Below are 21,379 nucleotides of genomic sequence, written 5' to 3'. Positions count from 1 at the left end.
ACGCTTCTTTCTTATCGAGTGACAGTAGCATCCCTACCTACAACAAAAGCTAGGTTGCAGAAAAACACCAAGTTAGCGTAACACCCACTAGATCATGATGGTTTAACTTGGGCTCATTGGCCAAAGCCACGGGCTGCTGACCTGCGTAGAATATAGGCAAGCGTGAGCGTACAAAATGCGGCACTCGATACTCTTGCAATAAGCGCTTTAAGTCTCGACTGCCACGCCCTAGCAATTGAAAGCGCTCAGTCCCTTGACGATACCCCACTCTTAGAGGCTGAGTAAGCCCCCCTTTTACTTCTATATAACCATTCCCCGGCAAGCTATAACGCCCTGCACAAGAAATTATCAACTCAAGTTCAGGCGGTGCTTGCAACCACTCCCGCGACAAATAATATAAACGATTTTGACTGCATTGCAGCACCCCGTTATGCAGCCGCCAAATTGGCTGCGCATCTTCGCGTGCATCCCGCAAATTTTCCCAACCAGCCCAATGCGCACTATCAGGTAGCAAAGTAAAAGGCGCCAACCAGTAGCGCAACACATTTTTTTGTCGCGCAAAACTTAACTGCCGCACCTTATCCAAATCCAAACAAGGCACAGTGAGCCAACTTAAGACTGGCTCGCTAGAAACATGCTGCAAATCCTCCATAGCCAGCTCATTAAGCAAATCTTGCGCCTCATGCATATGCCCAACCGTACGCTGCAAATTACCCAACATAGCAGGCCAACGCTTTTTAAGTACAGGTATCACTTGGCGTCGCAAGTAATTCCGATCAAACGCATCGGTATCATTACTCGGATCTTCAATCCAGCTCAGCTGGGCACGCTGAGCATAAGATAATAACGCCTGACGACTTACATTCAACAAGGGGCGCACAACAACTCCAGGTGATAAAGACCGTACATCTGGAATGCCACGTAAACCAGCAACACCTGCTCCCCGCAATAAACGAAACAAAAAAGTTTCCGCCTGATCATCCTGATGCTGCGCCATCAATAGTACTTCACCATCCAGTAAATGCTGTGAAAATGCTGCGTAACGTGCTTCCCGTGCGGCCTGCTCAACACTAGCAGTCGATGCCACATGCACTGCCAACACTGTTAACGGAATCTGAAGTTCATCACAAAAACGCTGGCAATGAGCAGGCCAAGACTCTGCCGTGTCTTGCAGCCCATGATGAATATACACTGCGCGAATCTGCGGCAGCGCATACCGCTTTGCCAATTGCGCTAACGCGTACAACAATACCGAAGAGTCCATCCCTCCGGAAAATGCGACGCATAATGAAGGACTATCACGCCACGGACGTAGCGTATCAAAGAGGTGTTGTTCAATATCTAACATAAAACAGCCTTATTTGAGGCTGCAATACGCACCCTAAGCGTAGATTTAGGGTGCGCAAGTATCAGCCGCATTAAGCGATGCCAAACCCCATCAGCTTTTCATAACGGCGCTCAAGCAGCTCATCAGTATCTAGAGCCTGCAACTCATCCAACTGAGCAGCCAAGGTTTTACGAATGGACTCTACCACTGTCGGCACATCACGATGCGCCCCCCCTAATGGCTCAGGAATCACATGATCAACAATCTTCAACCCTTGCAAGCGCTCAGCAGTAATACCCATAGCTTCAGCTGCATCAGGAGCTTTATCTGATGTTTTCCACAAAATGGACGCACATCCCTCTGGAGAAATAACCGCATAAGTAGAGTACTGCAGCATGTTGAGGCGGTCACACACACCGATAGCTAAGGCGCCACCAGAGCCACCCTCACCAATAACCGTGGAGATAATCGGCGTTTTTAAACGCGACATCACACGCAAGTTCCAAGCAATAGCTTCACTTTGCCCACGCTCTTCGGCATCAATACCTGGATAAGCACCCGGCGTATCAATAAAAGTGAAAATTGGCATTTTAAAACGCTCAGCCATTTCCATAAGGCGGCAAGCTTTACGATAACCTTCTGGGCGCGGCATACCAAAGTTACGACGCACCTTTTCACGAACCTCACGGCCTTTCTGATGCCCAATGACCATCACTGGCTTACCATTAAAACGCGCCACACCACCGACAATCGCTGCATCATCAGAAAAATGACGATCACCGTGCAATTCTTCAAATTCTGTAAACAGGTGCTCTAAATAATCCAAAGTGTAAGGACGCTGAGGATGACGCGCCATACGTGCAATTTGCCAGCTGGTCAGATTGCTAAAAATACTTTTAGTCAATGAGTTACTTTTTTCTTGCAAACGTGCAATTTCATCACTGATATTTAAATCATTGTCATTGCCAACCAAACGTAACTCTTCAATTTTTGCCTGAAGATCGGCAATGGGCTGTTCAAAATCCAAAAAACTAGGGTTCATCAGGGGCATCCATTTTTCTGTTACGGCGGTTAGGCCGCACTGCAATGTTTAAAGCTCGTACGCTCATTACGCACAAGCCACCAATTTTTTAAGCTAGTAGAGTCCAAAATAAACTCGACGCCAAACCAGCGTACTGATACTAGCGGTAATGCAAAAAGACGTTATCACGACCAAATAGGTCACGTAATGCCAAAATAAGGTCATCAGTTGGTTCTATATTCCAATCTGACGAAAATGCTAATAAAGCTTTAGCAGTCTGCCCACTGTAATCTACGGTCAGCGGACATTCGCCTTTATACCTTAATAATAATGCCTTTAACCGTGCGAGGTTGTCATGGCTTAAGTCTGTCACAGTCACGCAAAGGCGTAAACTTTGCGCTAACCCTGTGCGCGCCTCTTCCAAACTCATCACTCGTTTAGCTCTTAACCGCAAGCCACCGGAGAAGTCATCGTGACTCACTTCCCCCTCAACAACAACCAATGTATCTGTTTGCAGCAAAGCTTGTGCTTGAGTAAATGCTTCAGAAAATAAAGAAGCTTCAATACGCGCCGAGCGATCATCAAGCGTAATAAACCCCATGCGATCACCTTTCTTATTACGCATTACACGTAAAGCAACTATTAAGCCTGCTACAGTTTGCGTATCACGTGAAGGTCTTAAATCAATAATACGTTGACGAGCAAAACGACGCACTTCACCCTCGTATTCATCAATAGGGTGTCCTGTTAAGTATAAACCCAACGTATCCTTTTCACCTTTTAATCGCTCTTTTAGCGTCAATTCACGGGCATTATGATACTTTTCATACACATCAACTTCTGTATCGGAAAACACATCGCCAAATAAGTCCATGTGTCCACTCGCACGGTTTCGTGCTGCTTGGTCAGCTGTTTTAATGGCTTCCTCCAAAGCAGATAACAACACTGCACGATTACGATCGATGCCAGCTAAGTATTCATCGACCTGCTCTGAAAAGTAAGGCCCCATACGATCTAAAGCACCACTACGCACCAATGCGTCTAAAGTTCTTTTATTTACTCGTTTTAAATCCATGCGCGCACAGAAATCAAACAGATCTTTAAAGGGCTCACCACCACGCGCACTTACAATAGCTTCAACCGGCCCCTCTCCTACACCTTTAATTGCACCAAGCCCATAGACCACATGTCCATCATCATTCACCGTAAACTTATATTCAGATTGGTTCACGTCGGGCGCAACAATGCGCAATTTCATATTGCGACACTCTTCAATCAAAATAACAACTTTATCGGTGTTATCCATATCTGCCGACAATACTGCAGCCATAAACTGAGGCGGGTAATGCTGCTTAAGCCAAGCAGTTTGATACGAAACCAAACCATATGCGGCTGAGTGTGACTTATTAAACCCATAACCTGCGAACTTCTCTACCAGGTCAAAAATATTTCCAGCCAAGTGTTCATCAATGTCATTATTTTTGCAGCCTTCAATAAACCCTGAGCGCTGCTTCGCCATTTCTTCCGGCTTTTTTTTACCCATCGCACGACGCAGCATATCCGCCTGCCCTAATGAGTAGCCGGCCATAACCTGAGCAATCTGCATCACCTGCTCTTGATACAAAATAATACCGTACGTAGGCTGCAACACAGGAATAAGCTTATCGTACTGATAATCAGGGTGCGGATAAGCCAACTCAGCACGCCCATGCTTCCGATTAATAAAGTCATCAACCATGCCTGACTGCAACGGTCCTGGCCGGAACAAAGCAACCAGTGCAATCAAATCTTCGAGGCAGTCTGGCTTGAGCTTTTTAATCAGCTCTTTCATTCCTCGCGATTCAAGTTGGAACACTGCCGTTGTTTCTGCACGCTGCAGCATTTGATAAGTGGGCTTATCATCAAGTGGTATAAAATCAATATCTAACGGTGCCTCACCCAATTTGGCACGGTCACGGTTAACGTTCTCTAGCGCCCACTTAATGATGGTCAAAGTTCGCAAACCAAGGAAGTCGAACTTCACTAGCCCAGCCGCTTCGACATCATCTTTATCAAATTGAGTAACCAGACCGGTGCCATCCTCATCACAGGATACTGGCGAAAAGTCTGTCAGCTTAGTCGGTGCAATCACGACACCACCAGCATGCTTACCCGTACCACGTGTGATACCTTCTAGCTTAAGCGCCATCTCCCAAATTTCAGCTGCTTCTTCATCATTAGCAAGAAAATCACGCAACGCCTCTTCTGCTTCAAAAGCCTTACTTAACGTCATCCCCACTTCAAAGGGAATCATTTTCGATAAACGGTCTGCCAAACCGTAAGCTTTACCTTGCACCCGTGCCACATCACGCACCACTGCCTTTGCCGCCATAGTGCCGAAGGTAATGATCTGGCTGACCGCCTCACGACCATAAAGTTCTGCTACATAATCAATGACCCGGTCACGACCATCCATACAGAAATCGACATCAAAGTCAGGCATGGAGACCCGCTCAGGATTCAAAAAACGTTCAAACAGTAAGTCATATTGCAGAGGATCAAGGTTGGTAATGTGTAACACGTAAGCCACTAAACTACCTGCTCCGGAACCTCGTCCAGGCCCTACCGGCACACCGTTATTTTTCGCCCAGCGAATAAAGTCCATAACAATTAAGAAGTAGCCGGGGAACCCCATCTGGTTGATGATATCCAACTCAAAGTTCAATCGATCATCATAAACCTTACGTTTTTCCACATAATCTGGGGTGTCTTTAGGCAAAGTTACCGATAAACGCTCTTCTAATCCCTCAAAAGATACATGTCTGAGATACTCACCAATGGTCATACCCTCAGGCACAGGGAAATCCGGTAAAAAGTGTGTACCAAGCTGTATTTCGATATTACAACGCTTAGCAATTGCTACACTGTTACTAATAGCCTCTGGGATATCTGCAAATAATTGCGCCATTTCTTCTGGCGTTTTCAAATATTGCTGATCGGAATACTCACGCGCTCGACGCGGATCATCCAAAACCCGCCCCTCACCAATACAAACGCGTGTTTCGTGAGCCTCAAAATCTTCTTGCAACAAAAACCGTACATCATTGGTAGCCACTACCGGCACACCTGTACGTGCAGCCAAGGCTACAGCTGCATGCACATGTTCTTCATCATTCGGCCGGTCGGTGCGATGTAACTCTAAATAAAAGCGATCTTTAAAGCATGCACGCCACTCAGCCAGCAACTTTTCCGCATATTGATGATCACCCGCCAATAAAGCATGACCAATTTCGCCATCTTTCGCACCGCATAAGGCAATGAGTCCTTCTGCAGCTGCTTTAACCCAAGCACGCTCTACAACAGCTAAGCCATGCCGCTGCCCTTGAGTAAAGCCTAAAGAAATCAGCTCCGTTAAATTACGATAACCTTTTGGGTTCATGACTAACAAAGTCATGCGCGTTAATGGGCCATCCTCTTCAGCGCTTGCCAACCAAATATCTGCACCTGAAATAGGCTTAACGCCTTCTCTTTGTGCACCGGTATAAAACTTAACCAAAGAACTCATATTGCTCTGATCAGTTATGGCAACCGCTGGCATACCTGCATCACTTACCGCTTTAATCAATGGCTTAATACGAACAATACCGTCAACCAATGAAAATTCGCTATGCACACGTAAATGAACAAATGATGCAGACATTCAGTAACCTTTTTCAAACCAATAAAGAGTGACGCTCGACCGACTCGAGACCTGAACAGTTACTCGGTTAAGCGCAGTAAAGCTTCACGATATTTATCTGCTGTTTTTTGCGCCACATCAGCAGGAACTGCCGGTGCAGGTGGTTCTTTATCCCAACCACTTGCTTCTAACCAGTCTCGCACAAACTGCTTATCAAAACTTGGTGGGTTACTACCCACTTGATAACTATCTGCCGGCCAAAAACGACTGGAATCAGGTGTGAGCACTTCGTCCATCAGCGTCAAGGTACCCTCAGCATCCAAACCAAATTCAAACTTGGTATCAGCAATAATAATGCCGCGAGTGGCTGCATACTCAACAGCCGCTTGGTACAAAGCAATGGATACATCACGCACTTGCTCTGCTAGCTCTTGCCCAATAATTTCTGCGCACTGAGCAAAACTAATATTCTCATCATGATCGCCCACCTCTGCTTTAGTGGACGGAGTAAAGATTGGCTCGGGTAATTTTTGTGCCTCTTGCAAACCCGCTGGTAACTTAATCCCACAAACAGTGCCACTTTGCTGATACTCTTTCCAACCAGACCCAACTAAATAACCACGCACAATGGCCTCTACTGCAACCGGCTGTAAGCGTTTCGCAACAACTGCACGCCCTTCAACCAAAGGCAGCTCTTCAACGCGAACCACATCACTAACCTTATCGCCAGTGAAGTGATTGGGGACAATATGCTCTAATTTTTTAAACCAAAAATTAGAAATCTCAGTCAAAATTTTTCCTTTATCAGGAATTGGCTGCTCTAAAATCACATCGAAAGCAGAAAGCCGGTCACTAGCGACCATTAGCATACGCTGCGCATCAATTTCATAAAGATCGCGCACTTTACCGGAATATATTTTTTTCAGGCTCAATTGAGGCTGCTGGCTCATGGCAAAAATCCTATGCTTGTAAACACAGCAGGCGAAATCGAAATTTCGCCTGCTGGTAATGAAGAAGGGCTAGAAGAATTTATTCTAAATGGGTCTGTATTTGTTCAAGCACACGCTTAGCAACATCGACGGGGGCCAAAGTATCGCTATCGCGCTCGACGTTAACAAAAACCTGTTGATTAATAGCAGTTAAACGCACAATGTAACGCTCAGCACTTACGGGCTCAGGCGTCTGCTTCTTAGAGCTAAATAAACGCTTGAAGAAACCTGGCTCCTCTTGCTGGGCTTTCTCAGCCAAGTCAATATAATACAACCCTGCACTACGATTGAGATCATAGACGGCAACTTGAGCAGCATTTAATGCTCTACCAACACCAGACCACGCACGATCAAAGTTAGCATCTAGGCGCAAAGCTTTTACACCATTGCCGCCATCAACCAATGCGACTCGCTTCGGTGCATCATAAGCTTTACTGGCAAGCAATGAGTAAGACTCACCACCCTCATGACTTAATGCCAGATACTTATTCAATTCACGTAGTAAAGCTGCAGACTCTGCTTGAGTCACCGTATTAGCAGTCCACTCACTATCAATTAGACTACCTGCGTTGCGTTGCGCCTGATCAATAAAGACATCACTGCTATTACGTTGCACACCTGGCTCAATGCGCACACGAAAACGCACCTCCAAAGTTGGCGTTGCTTCGCCCCATACTTGGCGAATCAAACCTAGATCCAACTCATCAACGCTTTGCCATTGCGTTATAAACTCCCCCAAATGCGGGCGTTCACTGGCAATTTTAAAGCCATTGCGCTCAAAAAACTGCTGTGCAGTTGGCCAGATCTGCGCGGGGATACGTTGTGCAACAATCCAACTTAAAGCGCCACTTTCTTGCAGGCTAAACTCCCCCGCTTGCTCATCACTTGGCAAAGCCAGCGGGCGCGGCACTTCATAACCATCGGTCGATTCTAATGAAGCGACATGGTGTGGAATTGGCAATAAAGGATCCATGCGTCGGATCATTTGAACATCATCAGTCAACTGCATTTTAGGTGTCATGCGTGCTTCTTGATAATCACTACCGCGATCACGGAAATAACCATCCTCACCCCATACCCAACCACAGCCTGTTAAGCTGCCAGCAGAGACTGCTAACAAGCAAATTCCAGCAAATCGCTTCATGCGTTTTAAAACCTCGGTTTAATTCAAAATGCCTGTCTGACGCATCGCCTGACGTAAAGTTTCATGGTACTTTTCGCTGAACGGAGTCAACGGCAAACGGATGCCTTCTTGAATTAAGCCCATCTCATATAAAGCCCATTTTACTGGGATTGGATTGGCTTCCAAAAACAAGTTTTTATGCAATGGCATCAGCTGATCATTCATAGCTTTAGCGGCGGCTGCATCACCAGAAATAGCAACAGAGCACAACTCTTTCATTGCGCGCGGAGCAATATTAGCAGTGACTGAAATATTACCTTTACCACCTGCTAGCATCAGCTCGTAAGCTGTAGCATCATCTCCGGAATACACATAAAAACTACTCGGCACACGAGCAATAATGTCTTTTGCACGCTCAATGTCACCCGTCGCTTCTTTAATACCCACAATGTTGCTGATAGCAGATAAGCGCACAACTGTATCCGCCTGCATATCACACACTGTGCGACCGGGTACATTGTATAAGATTTGTGGAATATCCACTGCCTCAGCAATATGTTTAAAATGCTGATACAAGCCTTCCTGAGTGGGTTTGTTGTAATATGGGGTGACCAACAAACATGCATCTGCCCCCACTTTCTTTGCATTACGCGTCAGCGCTACCGCCTCACGAGTACAGTTCGCCCCCGTACCAGCAATCACTGGAATACGCCCGTTAACCTGCTCAACAACGCGACGAATCACCTCAACGTGCTCATCAACATCCAAAGTAGCAGACTCACCCGTTGTCCCTACTACAACTAAAGCGTCTGTGCCTTCTTGCAGATGAAACTCAACAAGCCTAGTCAGCGCTTGCCAATCAAGTGCGCCTTGCGCATCCATGGGCGTGACTATTGCGACCATACTGCCCGAAATCATGCAACCGCTCCCACTTAAAAATAAGTAAAATATAACAGACAGGTAATATTACTGATGCCGCCCTAGTAGCACAAGCGCTGCTCACCTCATTGCACTTTCCATTTGTATGATCTTTTCGTTACCCTAGTGCACTTATCCAGCGTAAATTACGCTGCAACCTATTTATGGAATGTTGAATGTCAGTACCCCTCTTACGTGAACAATACCTTCTAATCAGTGCAATGGGGAGCGATCCACTAGAACTCACCAACCTACTCTGTCGCTCCTGCTTAGAAAACCGTTGCTCAGTTGTCAGCAGTCGTCTCACGCGTCACGGCCAATACAGCGCTCTAATTTTACAGGCCGGAGGCACCTGGGACGCTTTAGCCCGATTAGAAAGTTCGCTTCCAATTTTAGCCAAGCGACATGGTTTACAACTTTCTTTTACGCGCAGCGAAGAAGGTCAGGAAAAACCTATCCCTGCCCTCCCTTATATTGTTTATGTAAGCGCACTCTATCGCCCTGATATTTTGGCTGAGCTATGCCAGTTCTTTACTGACCATGACATTGGTTTGGAAAATATCAGTTACGATACCTACCAAGCCCCACAAACCAATACCACGATGCTTAATGCAACAATTACTGTAACCTTATTAGCCAATACACAAATCAATTGGTTACGCGATCAATTTTTAGACTTTGCTGACGCACTCAATCTAGATGCCCTGATTGAACCTTGGCGCCCGCAAATACCTTAAAGTACAAAGGAGTCATTATGCTTAACAAGCCTGTTGAAAACTTCACCGCAGCTGCAACCAATGAAACGACTGTACAATTATCTGACCTCGCAGGTCAGCAAGTTGTTTTGTACTTTTACCCCAAAGACAACACCCCTGGCTGCACCACCGAAAGCCAAGATTTTAGAGACATGCACGATGACTTTGCTGCAGCCAATACTGTTATTTTTGGTGTTTCTCGTGACAGCATGCGCACCCATGAAAACTTTAAAACCAAACACGACTTTCCTTTTGAACTCATCAGCGATCCAGAAGAAACACTGTGCCAGCAATTTGATGTCATCAAAGAAAAAAACACCTTTGGTAAAAAACATTTTGGCATTGAACGCAGCACTTTTTTAATCGATAAAGACGGTGTTCTACGTGGTGAGTGGCGTAAGGTTAAAGTGGCAGGCCATGCCGCAGAGGTACTTATTGCAGCGCAAGAGCTGAATAACAAAAACTAAGCACGAGTTTTAATGTTCTTTACGCAGCCAGTAAGCAAATACAGCCTGCTCATCAGTTTCATGCAGCAGGCTGTGCCCCGCCAGTTTAGCAAACGAACGAAAGTCACGTTGCGACCCTGCATCAGTTGCTAGCACTTTCAATACCGCTCCTATAGGTAAACCATTGAGCGCCAACTTTGCTTTTAACAAAGGTAACGGACAGGCTAAGTTACGCGCATCCAGTTCTTCATCATATTGCGGCAATACTTCACTCATTTAAAAAAACCACCTTATTTAACGAACATTTAGCCATACACTTAGTCAGTATAGAGTGATATAACTTAACACCTCTATTCACTGCTATGGCACGAATTGTAGCCTATACTGTTACTTATCTTGCAAAGAGAGTGCTATGACGTTCTTCTACCCCGCTCTATTAGTGCTGGCCTGCATGCTAGCTCAACCTGTAACTGCAAATCCCTTACCGTCTCTTGGTGACTCGAGCTCAGCAATTATTTCTCCCCAACAAGAACACAAGCTTGGGCGAGCCTGGCTCAGTGTTTTACGTGGACAAGTGCGCCAACTTGAGGACCCACTGCTCAAAGACTATATCGAAACTAGCGTTTATCGTTTAGCCGAAACTAGCCAACTCGATGACCGTCGCCTCGAATTTATTGTACTTGCCAGCCCACAACTCAATGCTTTTGCAGCTCCCGGCGGCATTATCGGAGTGAATGGTGGTTTGCTTCTGCATGCACAAACCGAAGCTGAGTACGCTTCAGTGATGGCTCACGAACTTGCTCACTTATCACAACGACACTTTGCCCGCGGTTTAGAAGCACAAAAACGCATGCAAGTTCCAATGATGGCAGCGATGCTTGCCGGTATAATTGCGACAGCTGCCGGCGGAGGTGACATTGGCATGGCCGCTATAGCCTCCACTCAAGCCGCTGCCTTTCAAGAACAACGTCGCTTCTCTAGGCAGAACGAACAAGAAGCCGACCGCATTGGTTTACTTAACCTTAAGAAAGCAGGTTTTGACCCTCGCGCAATGCCTAGCTTATTTGAACGCTTAATGCGCCAATATCGCTATGACAGCATGCCACCTGAATTTTTACTCACGCATCCACTTTCAGAAAACCGAGTAGCTGATACTCAAAGTCGAGCCGAGCAATACCATGCAAACACTGACAAAATCGACAGCCTCTATTACCAACTGATCCGTACACGTGTACAACTGACTTTTGAAGAAACACCTGGCATAGCACTGAAACGTTTTCGCAGTCAGTTGGCTGAAACACCACATTCAGAACCAGCGCGTTACGGCTTAGCACTTGCCTTAATTCGCGCCAACCAACTCAATGAAGCGCAACGCAATATTGACACTCTACTATTGCGGTCACCTAACTCAATTATTTACCATTTAGCAGCCATCGACTTAGAACTGAGCCGCGGACAATTTAGTCAAGCACAAAAACGCGTCGATGAATTACTTAAAAAACACCCGAACAACTTCCCTTTACGTAAAGCCAAATATGAAATACAACTCAAACAAAAAGATATTGCTGGCGCCGAGCAAAGTATCAATCAACTTTTAAAACAACGCCCTAATGATCCAGATATCTGGTTTGAAGTCGCAGAAATTCGCGGTTTATCAAATAACATTATTGGGTTACACGAAGCCCGAGCTGAATACTTTTCTCGTGTCGGAGATTACACCCAAGCCATTCAGCAATTAGATTTCGCTCGCCAACGCGCGAGTAACAACTTCCCTCGCGCAGCACGCATCGATGCACGCCAACAAGAGCTGATCAAAGAAGAGCAAGATATTAAAAAGATGCTAAATTAACACCCTCACCCTCTCGTCAGTGCGGTGAGGGGGGCTAATTGCTTAAAGCTACACAGCACCCAAGTCTTGGTGCGCATGCACTGCGTACATTATTTATAATTAAATCAGTCAAACACTACAGTTTTGTTGTCATGGATCATCACGCGATCTTCTAAGTGATAACGCAAACCACGAGCCAACGCCATTTTTTCGACATCTTTACCATTACGCACCATATCCGCGACTGTATCACGGTGGCTCACACGCACCACATCCTGCTCAATAATCGGCCCTGCATCTAGATCTTCAGTAACATAGTGGCAAGTTGCGCCAATTAACTTAACCCCTCGCAATGCTGCTTGGTGATATGGTTTAGCACCTACAAATGAAGGTAGGAAACTATGGTGGATATTGATCACTCGTCCTTGATATTTTTGACATAAATCAGGCGGCAAAATTTGCATATAACGCGCCAACACAACACAGTCAGCTTCATGTTCATCAATCAAACGACTGACTTCAGCAAAGGCTGGCTGCTTGTCTTTTGGATCTACAGGCACATGATAAAAAGGAATACCATGCCACTCGACCATACTGCGTAAATCATCATGATTAGCAATTACACAGGGAATCTCACAATCGAGTTCATTACGATGCCAACGATGCAGCAAGTCCGCTAAACAATGTGAGTCTCGACTTGCCATTAACACTACACGCTTTTTAACTGCAGAATCACTCACTTGCCAAGTCATAGAGAACTCATTAGCAATAGGAGTGAAGGCCTGTCTAAACCCTTCTAGATCAAACGGCAAAGAATCTGCGCGTATTTCGTGACGCATAAAAAACCACCCACTCTGTTCATCCGAGTGATGGCTTGCCTGATGAATCCAACCATTGTAGGTTGCTAAAAAGTTACTGACTTTCGCAACAATACCCACACGGTCTGGGCAAGCAATAATAAGACGAAACGTGCGCATGAAAAACTCCAAAAAATAGGATTTTTTATTAAGACAAATATTAATCTCTATTCTACAGCCACCAGCGCCTCGAGTCAGCTCAGCTGAGCTAATATCTACAATGCACACAAAACCTAAGCAAGGAATGCTTTCTTATTATGATACACAAACTGTCTTGTTAACTCCGACAGCCTGTTTTTTGCTTGCCAACTCAAGCTGATTATTCAGTTTAAAATTTCACACAGCATATTTATAAATAAATTATTTATAAACTATAATGTAAAAACTCTATACCTCACCTAATATTAAAAACAAACATATAGTAACAACTGTAATTCTTTACTTGATGACTCTATAGGCTTATCATAATGAAAATTAAAGGATATCAGTAATAGATTACAAGATAATTACGGGTTTAAGATTTTAAAATTCCCCACCCGTTAGTAACTATGGACATACCTAAAAATCCTTAATTAACAAACCACTCTCACCATAGGATTTCCACATGTCATTGATTAATGAATTTCGTGAAACAAAAGAACGTATTAAAGAGCTTGAAAACCGCCTTGCTAACTTATCTCAAGACAGCCAATTACAAAAAGAACTTGAATTTGAAGAGAAACTTCGTGCTTTAATGGCTGAGTACAATAAATCCTTGCGTGATATCATAGTCATTATTGACCCTCAAGCTGCTCGCACAAATACCCCACGCCCAGCAGCCCGCACTCGCAGCCCTCGAAAAACTAAACAGTATGACAACCCACATACAGGTGAAGTGATTCGAACCAAAGGCGGTAACCATAAAGTCCTGAAAGAATGGAAAGCCAAATGGGGTAGCGATGTAGTTGAGTCTTGGGTCACGATCATAGACTAAACCTAGTCTCGCTTACCTCCTAACAAAAACGCCCTACAATTAATAGGGCGTTTTTTATTGAACACGATAAGCCTCTATAACTGATAGCGTTGTTCTATCTCATGCACATGGTGACGCCAAGCCTGAACAATAGGATCAAGTTGCTGCTCAGGAGTTAATGCAGCATAAGCATTTAAATAATCAGCGATATTAAGCGGAGCACCACTATGCTCACCGGTTAAACGGGCACGACAGAACAACGCCCACTGATGCAACTCGTTCTCACTTAATGTGTGAGGGTAATTACGCCCACGATAGCGAAACAACAGTTCTGCTAAACGCTCGTCATCAAACGGCCAAAACTCTGGCAACAGTTTCTCTGGCGCAGTATTCCTTAGGGCTTCGCACAGTTTGCGATCACGAGGAGCTAAAAAACCACTATATAACTGCTGCTCAACATCTTGCTCCCCCCCCGCCCAACTCTCTTCATACACAAAACTCAATTTATCTCGCCATTGTTCACACTGATCCTTTAAGACATGGTAATTATCTTGCCAACGCTGATGATCAAAATTCAAACGCATATTGTCTTCTTCTCGCAGCACTCCTAAAGGTGCTACCACTGGACTTTTATTAATATGAATCAATTTCAGCGGTACAGGTGATTCACCTTCAGCTAACTCTACACGAGGTGTGTACAAACGTTCTTTTAAAGCTTGTGCATCCAACTCCAACAAAGGAGTCACATCAGCATGTAAATCACAAACAATTAATGCGTTACGATTTGTCGGATGCCAAGCCAAAGGTAAAACAGGTGACAAACAGTGACGCGCCACTGAAAACATACCAGATACATGCAGCATCGGTTGCAGCAAGCGAATACGCTCCATAACAGCATCTTTTCGGCGCAAATCATATAAGTAATTAAATAATTTAGGCTGTCTCTCTCGTAACAAGCGCGCCACTGCAATCGTGGCCCTGACATCCGCCAAAGCATCATGCGCCTGCCCATGCTCAATACCATTTACTGCAGTAAATTTTTCTAAACGAAAGCTCATAACACCGTCTTGCTCTGGCCATTCAATGCCTTCAGGACGTAATGCCCAAGTACAACGCAAGACATCAATCAAATCCCAACGACTATTACCACCTTGCCACTCTCGTGCATACGGATCATAAAAATTACGATATAAGGTTGCACGTGTCATTTCATCATCAAAGCGTATGCTATTAAAACCCGCTGTGCAGGTATTAGGACGAATCAACTCTTGATGCAGTCGTTCAATAAAATCAACCTCTAAAAGTCCTTGCTGCTGCAAAACATCTGGCCCAATGCCGGTCACCAAACTGGACATTGGATGAGGCAAAATATCGTCTGATAGCTGACAATACATATTTAATGGCTCATCAATTTCTTCAAGCTGCTCGTTCGTACGAATACCTGCCACTTGGATAGGCCGATCACTATGCGCCTGAACACCGGTCGTTTCAAAGTCATACCAAAAAATACTTGCAGTCACTCTGCTAGCTCCTCTACCACCCGCTCTGTAAATACACACAATAAATGTAAGCTGCCCATATTATTAAAGACATGCTTTGACACAGGTTACATCACGCAACATTAGTAATTCATAAAACCACACTTAATATTTGACCCCTCATAAAACAAGCTATATTCGCTCAGTCTTGCAAAAGACATTTTAAAACTACAGCTATCTTCATATTACCAAATACACTACCAGTAAAATTCTGAGCCTCACAACGCATGCATAACTCTCTCCACTGAGTGAATGTATTACAGTAATCCAAAAAATAATCCTGCACTGCAACACTCATCACTTATAAAATAGCAATACTTGCAAAGAAGTGTTTATATGAAACCTAGGTTAGGCTAATCTTAAGTCACTATAGAAAGTTGTATGAAGCCCACTGAACACAGTTTTCTCTCTACCTAGTAAGGAATTTTATTATGCAACCGCATCAAATTTTAGTGGTTATTGACCCGACTTCCGGTGATTCACAACCTTCACTTGAGCGAGCAACTTGGGTAGCTCAGCGCTCGAACTCATCTATCGAGTTATTACTCTGCGAGTACAATTCCGCACTTGATGGAGGTTATTTTTTTGATGGCCCTGCACAAAAAAAAGCTCGCGAATCATTACTTTCTAACCGAGTTAAATGGCTCGAAAAACTTGCTCAACCCCTACGCGACGCAGGCGTTACAGTGACCACAGAAGCACGCTGGGGTAAGCCATTACATACAATGATTTTGCAGCGTATTGAGGAAATAAAACCAGACCTCGTATTACGCGAAGCGCATTCTCACAGTTTATTACAACGTCTATTCTTCAATAACACATCTTGGCAACTCATTCGTTACTGCCCCGTTCCTCTCTGGTTAGTACGCGATGTTGAATGGCGCGGCGAACGTGTATGCGCAGCGGTCGACCCTGTACACAGCTCAGATAAAACAGCCACATTAGATCATCGTTTGGTTAAAGCAACCCGTTGGATTTCAGACAACCTACAGATGCAAGCTGATTACCTACACAGCTATGCCCCTCTCCCACGCACTATGATCTTTGACTCTGAGTTGGTCGCCGCGTATGAGCAATACGTCGAGCGCAGCGCCAAACAACACCAAGAGGCTTTTGCCAATTTAATGGCTGACTACCCTATTGCAAAAGAAAAACAGCACCTGCTAGAAGGTTTTCCAGAAGAAGTCATTCCTGCTTTTGTTGAAGAGCATCAAACTGACCTTCTCGTTATGGGTGCCATTTCCCGTGGCAACCTTGAAAATGCACTGATTGGCAACACGGCTGAACGCATTTTAGAAGCTGTACAAACAGATCTACTGGTTATTAAACCCACAGATACCAAAGAGTAACCCCAAAAAGGCCCGCCATTACCGATCTTCATGATGGTGGGCGCTCTTTTATTTTTAAATCAGGAGCCTTCTAATGTCGACATTACGTCGCACAAAAATCGTGGCCACTATTGGGCCTGCAAGCAGCTCAACCGAAACTCTCGAACAACTGATCCTAGCAGGCATGGATGTTGCCCGTTTAAACTTCTCCCATGGCACCCCAGATGAACACCGCGAACGGACTCAAAACATCCGCCAGATAGCCGCTAAGCTTAATCGCCATGTAGCTATTCTTGGTGACTTACAAGGTCCAAAAATTCGCATTGCCCGTTTTGCTGATAAAAAAATTGAATTACAAAATGGCGACTCATTCTGTTTCTCGATCACTCACCCCCGTGACGCAGGCACTCAAGAAATCGTTGGCATCGACTACCCCGACCTCGTCACCGATTGCGGCGTTGGCGACCAACTCTTATTGGATGATGGCCGCGTGGTCATGGAAGTCGAACGCGTCTCAGCTGACGCCTTAAATTGTCGTGTTTTAGTTGGTGGATCTTTATCCGACAATAAAGGCATCAACCGCCGTGGTGGTGGTTTAACAGCCCCTGCTTTAACCGAAAAAGATAAACAAGATATCCGCCTCGCAGCAGAATTAGATTTGGATTATCTAGCGGTTTCTTTCCCCCGCGATGCCGCCGATATGAACCTCGCACGCCGCCTCTGTGAAGAGGCGCATTGCAAAGCATGGTTAGTAGCAAAAATTGAGCGCGCTGAAGCCGTTATGAATGACGATGCTCTCAATGGATTGATCAGCGCCAGCGATGCAGTGATGGTGGCTCGTGGTGACCTTGGCGTAGAAATTGGTGACGCAGAACTGGTTGGAATTCAGAAAAAAATTATTGCTGCTGCCCGTAAGCAAAATAAGGCCGTTATTACTGCGACCCAAATGATGGAATCCATGATCCACAGCCCTATGCCAACCCGTGCAGAGGTTTCTGATGTGGCCAACGCGGCTTTGGACTATACCGATGCCGTAATGCTTTCAGCAGAAACTGCCGCTGGTGAGTACCCCGTACAAGCCGTTGCAGCAATGGCTCGTGTTTGTCTAGGTGCAGAAAAGAACCCAATCATGCGCCAATCTGCACACCGCATTGGACAAACATTTGAACGTTGGGATGAAAGCATTGCTTTAGCCACAATGTATACAGCCAACCATTTCCCAGGGATTAAGGCAATTATTGCCTTAACAGAAAGCGGCTATACTCCACTAGTGATGTCGCGTATTCGCTCATCAATGCCCATTTACGCATTTGCTCCATCGCGCCAAACCCAAGCCCGTGTAGCGTTATTTAGAGGCGTCTATACCGTTCCATTTGATCCAAGCGGCTCCTTTACCACATCTGTCAGTCAAGCAGCAGTGGAAGAGCTAGTTAAGCGGGGTGCCGTCACTGAAGATGACTGGGTGATTCTCACTAAAGGTGACAGCTACCATTTAGTTGGCGGAACCAATACCATGAAACTATTACACGTCGGACATACTATCGCAAATAAATAAATATTATCGATGCCTCACCGCTGAGTTTTACCGTGAGGCTCGATTGTTCAGTTATGCTTTAATCCCTAAGGCACCTAACATCTGCTGCAATTCACTCCCCTCCACGGTCACCTTCAAATCTGGAATTTCGCGGCGCACAGGATAGTTTTTGCGCACCAAATCAAAGGCCGCACGCCGCTCTACAGCGTCTCCACTTAAACTCAACCGAAAGCGCGCATCATCACCCCGTGAATCATAAACAGCACGACATACCACACGTAATGCTTCCATAAGAGGAATATGCTCAGCTAGCTGCAAAGATAATAACCTTTGTGGCGGAAACTCAATGCCTGCTTCAGGCTTTAATCCAAAGTATTGACAAAAAGCTTGATAGATTTGTTCTGTACCACGGATCTTACCATCTAAGCTATAACCAGCGATGTGCGCCGTAGCAATATCACACAGTTGGGCTAATTCCACATCTACCTGAGGCTCTCCCTCCCAAACATCCAATATTGCTCGCAAATCTGAACGCTCTTTCAAGGCGGTTTTCAGTGCTTGATTATCTACCACAGCGCCACGGCTAGCATTGATCAACCAACTTCCAGGCCTTAAGGCTGCTAATTGCTCCTCTCCAATTAAATGTCGTGTCGAATGCTCGCCTACAGTAGTTAAAGGAGTATGCAGACTGATCACATCACAATTTTCAATGATACTTTTCAAGTCCACATAATCCCCTCCTTCGCGTTGTTCACGAGGAGGATCACATACCAATACCTGCCAACCTAAACCTCGCAGTACTTGCACCAACCGATCCCCCACTTGACCAGCCCCAACAACCCCATAACAACGCTGAGTCAAATCCGCACCTGTACGCTCAGCCAAGGTCAGCAAACCACTGATCACATAATCCACTACACCTCGGGCGTTGCAACCTGGAGCACTGAACCAACCAACCTTACGCTCAGCCAAGTATTCCAAATCCAAATGATCAGTACCAATGGTACAAGTGCCAACAAATTTTACTTTAGAGTTTGCCAGTAAAGTCTTATCCACTTGGGTAACTGAGCGTACTAAGAGCACTTCAACATCCTTGAGCATCTCTGGATTTAAACTGCGGCCGGCCACACGGTGCAGTTGACCATGACGCTCAAAAACCTCCAGCATCGGAATATTTTCATCAGCCAGTATCTGCATCTATGAATCCTCTTTATCGTTGTATACCTTATAGACGGCAGCTGGATGAGTCTTTTGCGCTACCCTTGCCTGAACGCAACATAGTAAACTATCTGCGCTGTCAATGTATTTAACAGCTACCGCCCGAACTACTGTCCCCACTACCTTGCACTGTGCAATTTTTTACTGCATAGGCTTTATTTATAGGCTGTATTAATGTCCACCGCTACCCGTTTCCAACGTATTACGAACGAATGGCACGCTCTACTCAAACTTGCCACCCCAATTATTATTGCTCAACTGGCCAATACTGCTATGGGCTTTGTCGATACAGTGATGGCAGGACGAGTCAGTCCTAACGACTTGGCTGCGGTGGCTTTAGGTAACTCTATTTGGGTACCACTCTTTTTATTAATGAGCGGTATCTTATTAGCCACTACCGCTAAAGTCTCTCACGCCTTTGGCCGCGGTGCTAAATTGGAGATGGGATACCTCGTTCGTCAAGCTCTGTGGTTAGGGCTTACAGTAGGTTGTGGATTGGCTATTTTACTCTGGAATGCACAACCAATAATGCAATTGATGGGGGTTGATCCTATTTTAATTGACCCCGCTATGGGCTACTTGCGCGCGGTGGCCTGTGGCTTCCCATGTGTTGCTCTGTATTTAGTCTTCCGCTGTTATAGCGATGCTCTCAGCTTAACTCGACCGAGCATGGTCATTGGAATTTTAGGATTGTTAGTTAACATTCCGATGAACTACATCTTTATTAATGGGCTCTTTGGGCTACCAGCTATGGGAGGTGTTGGTTGTGGTTGGGCAACAGCCATCGTTATGATATTTATGGCAGGCTCGATGTTATTCTGGATTTACTGGGCCCCCTATTATAAGTCCAGTCAAATCTTTTCAGACTGGCAATGGCCACAATGGTCAGCACAAAAAAGCTTATTAGCCTTAGGACTCCCAATTGGTATTTCTATCTTTGCTGAAGCTAGCTTATTCTCTGTCATTGCTCTGCTAATTGGCGGGCTCGGCGCTAACGTAGTCGCTGGCCATCAAATTGCGCTCAACTTCAGTTCTCTGGTATTCATGGTGCCTTACTCATTAGCCATGGCCACGACTGTACGCGTGGGTCAGGCTTTAGGCGCTCAACGCTCACGCGATGCCCGCTTCTCAGCAGGTGTAGCTATGGGAACAGGACTACTGTGTGCCTGCATCTCGGCCAGCGCTATGTTTATATTTCGTGAACAGATTGCACAAATTTACACATCCGATACAGCTGTACTCACCGTGGCTACTTCTCTCATTGTGTATTGTGCTATTTTCCAATTTTCTGATGTTATTCAGGTTACAGCAGCAGGAGCTTTACGTGGCTACCAAGATACGCGTATGACAATGTTCATGACGCTATTTTCCTATTGGGGGGTTGGTCTGCCGATCGGATATACCTTGGGCCTAACCGATTACCTAGGATTCGCACAAGGCCCTGCCGGATTATGGCAAGGCTTAATCGTTGGGCTAAGCTGCGCTGCTCTTTTATTGGGCATACGCTTGCATAGGATTTCTCGTAACTACATTTATATCAACGCAAAGAATTAAAGTGACCCAGTAGTCGAAAAATAAACTTTAATCTCGGTGAAAAAAACTAGGGGCCTAGCAAGAAAAACCAACCTAAAACAAGCAAAAAATATTAATTTATTTTGCTTGTTCTTGAAAAGTAAAATATTACAACCTGATCAATGTAGCGCAAAGCTAGGGACTGTGTGGCTTTGCGTAAACAATCCACAAAACCTGTGGATAACTCTGTGAGTAAGATGATAATACATTCTCTTAAAGGCCATATAATGCGGCTTTGCTACAAAATGATGTTTTTTTCATCAAATTTATATTCCCTTACAAATCAATCACTTATAAAGTCAATAGCTGATTTTT

At 45.2% G+C, this 21,379-nt stretch carries 17 protein-coding genes; 7 read left to right on the top strand and 10 right to left on the bottom strand.

Annotated features, from left to right (window positions below):
* Positions 1–49 precede the first annotated feature (49 nt).
* The 6 genes from tilS to dapA form a co-directional block, all read right to left on the bottom strand.
* Positions 50–1,348: a tRNA lysidine(34) synthetase TilS gene (tilS, locus tag TOI97_RS05395; protein WP_321553105.1), complete on the bottom strand. Its 1,299-nt coding sequence runs from the start codon at positions 1,346–1,348 to the stop codon at positions 50–52.
* Between the two features lie 70 nt (positions 1,349–1,418).
* Positions 1,419–2,369, bottom strand: coding sequence for an acetyl-CoA carboxylase carboxyl transferase subunit alpha (gene accA, locus TOI97_RS05390; RefSeq protein ID WP_321553104.1), 951 nt, complete (start codon positions 2,367–2,369; stop codon positions 1,419–1,421).
* Positions 2,370–2,508: 139 nt separating this feature from the next.
* Complete coding sequence (dnaE, locus tag TOI97_RS05385; RefSeq protein WP_321553103.1) at positions 2,509–6,027, bottom strand: DNA polymerase III subunit alpha; 3,519 nt, start codon at positions 6,025–6,027, stop codon at positions 2,509–2,511.
* A gap of 59 nt (positions 6,028–6,086) precedes the next feature.
* Positions 6,087–6,956 (bottom strand): phosphoribosylaminoimidazolesuccinocarboxamide synthase, encoded by an 870-nt coding sequence (locus TOI97_RS05380; protein ID WP_321553102.1) that lies wholly within the window; start codon positions 6,954–6,956, stop codon positions 6,087–6,089.
* A 79-nt stretch (positions 6,957–7,035) separates the two neighbouring features.
* Complete coding sequence (gene bamC / locus TOI97_RS05375; protein ID WP_321553101.1) at positions 7,036–8,139, bottom strand: outer membrane protein assembly factor BamC; 1,104 nt, start codon at positions 8,137–8,139, stop codon at positions 7,036–7,038.
* A gap of 18 nt (positions 8,140–8,157) precedes the next feature.
* A complete protein-coding gene (gene dapA, locus TOI97_RS05370; RefSeq protein WP_321553100.1) occupies positions 8,158–9,036 on the bottom strand; it encodes a 4-hydroxy-tetrahydrodipicolinate synthase in 879 nt (292 codons plus the stop codon).
* Between the two features lie 176 nt (positions 9,037–9,212).
* On the opposite strand from dapA, the gene TOI97_RS05365 reads away from it, so the two are divergent.
* Both TOI97_RS05365 and TOI97_RS05360 read left to right on the top strand, forming a co-directional pair.
* Positions 9,213–9,773: a glycine cleavage system protein R gene (locus TOI97_RS05365; RefSeq protein WP_321553099.1), complete on the top strand. Its 561-nt coding sequence runs from the start codon at positions 9,213–9,215 to the stop codon at positions 9,771–9,773.
* 17 nt (positions 9,774–9,790) lie between these two features.
* Complete coding sequence (locus tag TOI97_RS05360) at positions 9,791–10,258, top strand: peroxiredoxin (RefSeq protein WP_321553098.1); 468 nt, start codon at positions 9,791–9,793, stop codon at positions 10,256–10,258.
* 9 nt (positions 10,259–10,267) lie between these two features.
* On the opposite strand, the gene TOI97_RS05355 is transcribed toward TOI97_RS05360, so the two are convergent.
* A complete protein-coding gene (locus TOI97_RS05355; protein WP_321553097.1) occupies positions 10,268–10,513 on the bottom strand; it encodes a sulfurtransferase TusA family protein in 246 nt (81 codons plus the stop codon).
* Between the two features lie 136 nt (positions 10,514–10,649).
* Between TOI97_RS05355 and TOI97_RS05350 the strand changes: the two genes are divergently transcribed.
* Positions 10,650–12,086: a M48 family metalloprotease gene (locus TOI97_RS05350; RefSeq protein ID WP_321553096.1), complete on the top strand. Its 1,437-nt coding sequence runs from the start codon at positions 10,650–10,652 to the stop codon at positions 12,084–12,086.
* Between the two features lie 104 nt (positions 12,087–12,190).
* Here the strand turns inward: TOI97_RS05350 and purU are convergent, their stop codons facing one another.
* Entirely contained in the window at positions 12,191–13,042 is an 852-nt protein-coding gene (purU, locus tag TOI97_RS05345) for a formyltetrahydrofolate deformylase (protein WP_321553095.1), read from the bottom strand.
* Between the two features lie 484 nt (positions 13,043–13,526).
* On the opposite strand from purU, the gene mvaT reads away from it, so the two are divergent.
* Complete coding sequence (gene mvaT / locus TOI97_RS05340; protein WP_321553094.1) at positions 13,527–13,895, top strand: histone-like nucleoid-structuring protein MvaT; 369 nt, start codon at positions 13,527–13,529, stop codon at positions 13,893–13,895.
* A gap of 74 nt (positions 13,896–13,969) precedes the next feature.
* Here mvaT and sbcB read toward each other — a convergent pair whose 3' ends face one another.
* Entirely contained in the window at positions 13,970–15,394 is a 1,425-nt protein-coding gene (gene sbcB, locus TOI97_RS05335; protein WP_321553093.1) for an exodeoxyribonuclease I, read from the bottom strand.
* A 449-nt stretch (positions 15,395–15,843) separates the two neighbouring features.
* On the opposite strand from sbcB, the gene TOI97_RS05330 reads away from it, so the two are divergent.
* The gene (locus TOI97_RS05330; RefSeq protein WP_321553092.1) at positions 15,844–16,761 is read left to right on the top strand and encodes a universal stress protein; all 918 of its coding nucleotides are present in this window, start codon (positions 15,844–15,846) and stop codon (positions 16,759–16,761) included.
* A 73-nt stretch (positions 16,762–16,834) separates the two neighbouring features.
* Positions 16,835–18,295, top strand: a complete 1,461-nt coding sequence (gene pyk / locus TOI97_RS05325; RefSeq protein ID WP_321553091.1) for a pyruvate kinase — start codon at positions 16,835–16,837, stop codon at positions 18,293–18,295.
* 51 nt (positions 18,296–18,346) lie between these two features.
* Here the strand turns inward: pyk and pdxB are convergent, their stop codons facing one another.
* Positions 18,347–19,471: a 4-phosphoerythronate dehydrogenase PdxB gene (pdxB, locus tag TOI97_RS05320; protein ID WP_321553090.1), complete on the bottom strand. Its 1,125-nt coding sequence runs from the start codon at positions 19,469–19,471 to the stop codon at positions 18,347–18,349.
* A gap of 195 nt (positions 19,472–19,666) precedes the next feature.
* On the opposite strand from pdxB, the gene TOI97_RS05315 reads away from it, so the two are divergent.
* Entirely contained in the window at positions 19,667–21,046 is a 1,380-nt protein-coding gene (locus tag TOI97_RS05315; protein WP_321553089.1) for an MATE family efflux transporter, read from the top strand.
* Positions 21,047–21,379: the final 333 nt, after the last annotated feature.

Origin of the sequence: Denitrificimonas halotolerans (genome assembly GCF_034259425.1) — a bacterium.
Taxonomy (GTDB): Bacteria; Pseudomonadota; Gammaproteobacteria; order Pseudomonadales; family Pseudomonadaceae; genus Denitrificimonas; species Denitrificimonas halotolerans.
Note: the sequence above shows the minus strand (reverse complement) of the source record. Positions and strands in the feature narration are given on the sequence as shown.

Coding starts and splice junctions, on each gene's coding strand:
- tilS (WP_321553105.1), bottom strand. CDS start 1,348: ATGTTAGATATTGAACAACACCTCTTTGATACGCTACGTCCGTGGCGT.
- accA (WP_321553104.1), bottom strand. CDS start 2,369: ATGAACCCTAGTTTTTTGGATTTTGAACAGCCCATTGCCGATCTTCAG.
- dnaE (WP_321553103.1), bottom strand. CDS start 6,027: ATGTCTGCATCATTTGTTCATTTACGTGTGCATAGCGAATTTTCATTG.
- TOI97_RS05380 (WP_321553102.1), bottom strand. CDS start 6,956: ATGAGCCAGCAGCCTCAATTGAGCCTGAAAAAAATATATTCCGGTAAA.
- bamC (WP_321553101.1), bottom strand. CDS start 8,139: ATGAAGCGATTTGCTGGAATTTGCTTGTTAGCAGTCTCTGCTGGCAGC.
- dapA (WP_321553100.1), bottom strand. CDS start 9,036: ATGATTTCGGGCAGTATGGTCGCAATAGTCACGCCCATGGATGCGCAA.
- TOI97_RS05365 (WP_321553099.1), top strand. CDS start 9,213: ATGTCAGTACCCCTCTTACGTGAACAATACCTTCTAATCAGTGCAATG.
- TOI97_RS05360 (WP_321553098.1), top strand. CDS start 9,791: ATGCTTAACAAGCCTGTTGAAAACTTCACCGCAGCTGCAACCAATGAA.
- TOI97_RS05355 (WP_321553097.1), bottom strand. CDS start 10,513: ATGAGTGAAGTATTGCCGCAATATGATGAAGAACTGGATGCGCGTAAC.
- TOI97_RS05350 (WP_321553096.1), top strand. CDS start 10,650: ATGACGTTCTTCTACCCCGCTCTATTAGTGCTGGCCTGCATGCTAGCT.
- purU (WP_321553095.1), bottom strand. CDS start 13,042: ATGCGCACGTTTCGTCTTATTATTGCTTGCCCAGACCGTGTGGGTATT.
- mvaT (WP_321553094.1), top strand. CDS start 13,527: ATGTCATTGATTAATGAATTTCGTGAAACAAAAGAACGTATTAAAGAG.
- TOI97_RS05330 (WP_321553092.1), top strand. CDS start 15,844: ATGCAACCGCATCAAATTTTAGTGGTTATTGACCCGACTTCCGGTGAT.
- pyk (WP_321553091.1), top strand. CDS start 16,835: ATGTCGACATTACGTCGCACAAAAATCGTGGCCACTATTGGGCCTGCA.
- pdxB (WP_321553090.1), bottom strand. CDS start 19,471: ATGCAGATACTGGCTGATGAAAATATTCCGATGCTGGAGGTTTTTGAG.
- TOI97_RS05315 (WP_321553089.1), top strand. CDS start 19,667: ATGTCCACCGCTACCCGTTTCCAACGTATTACGAACGAATGGCACGCT.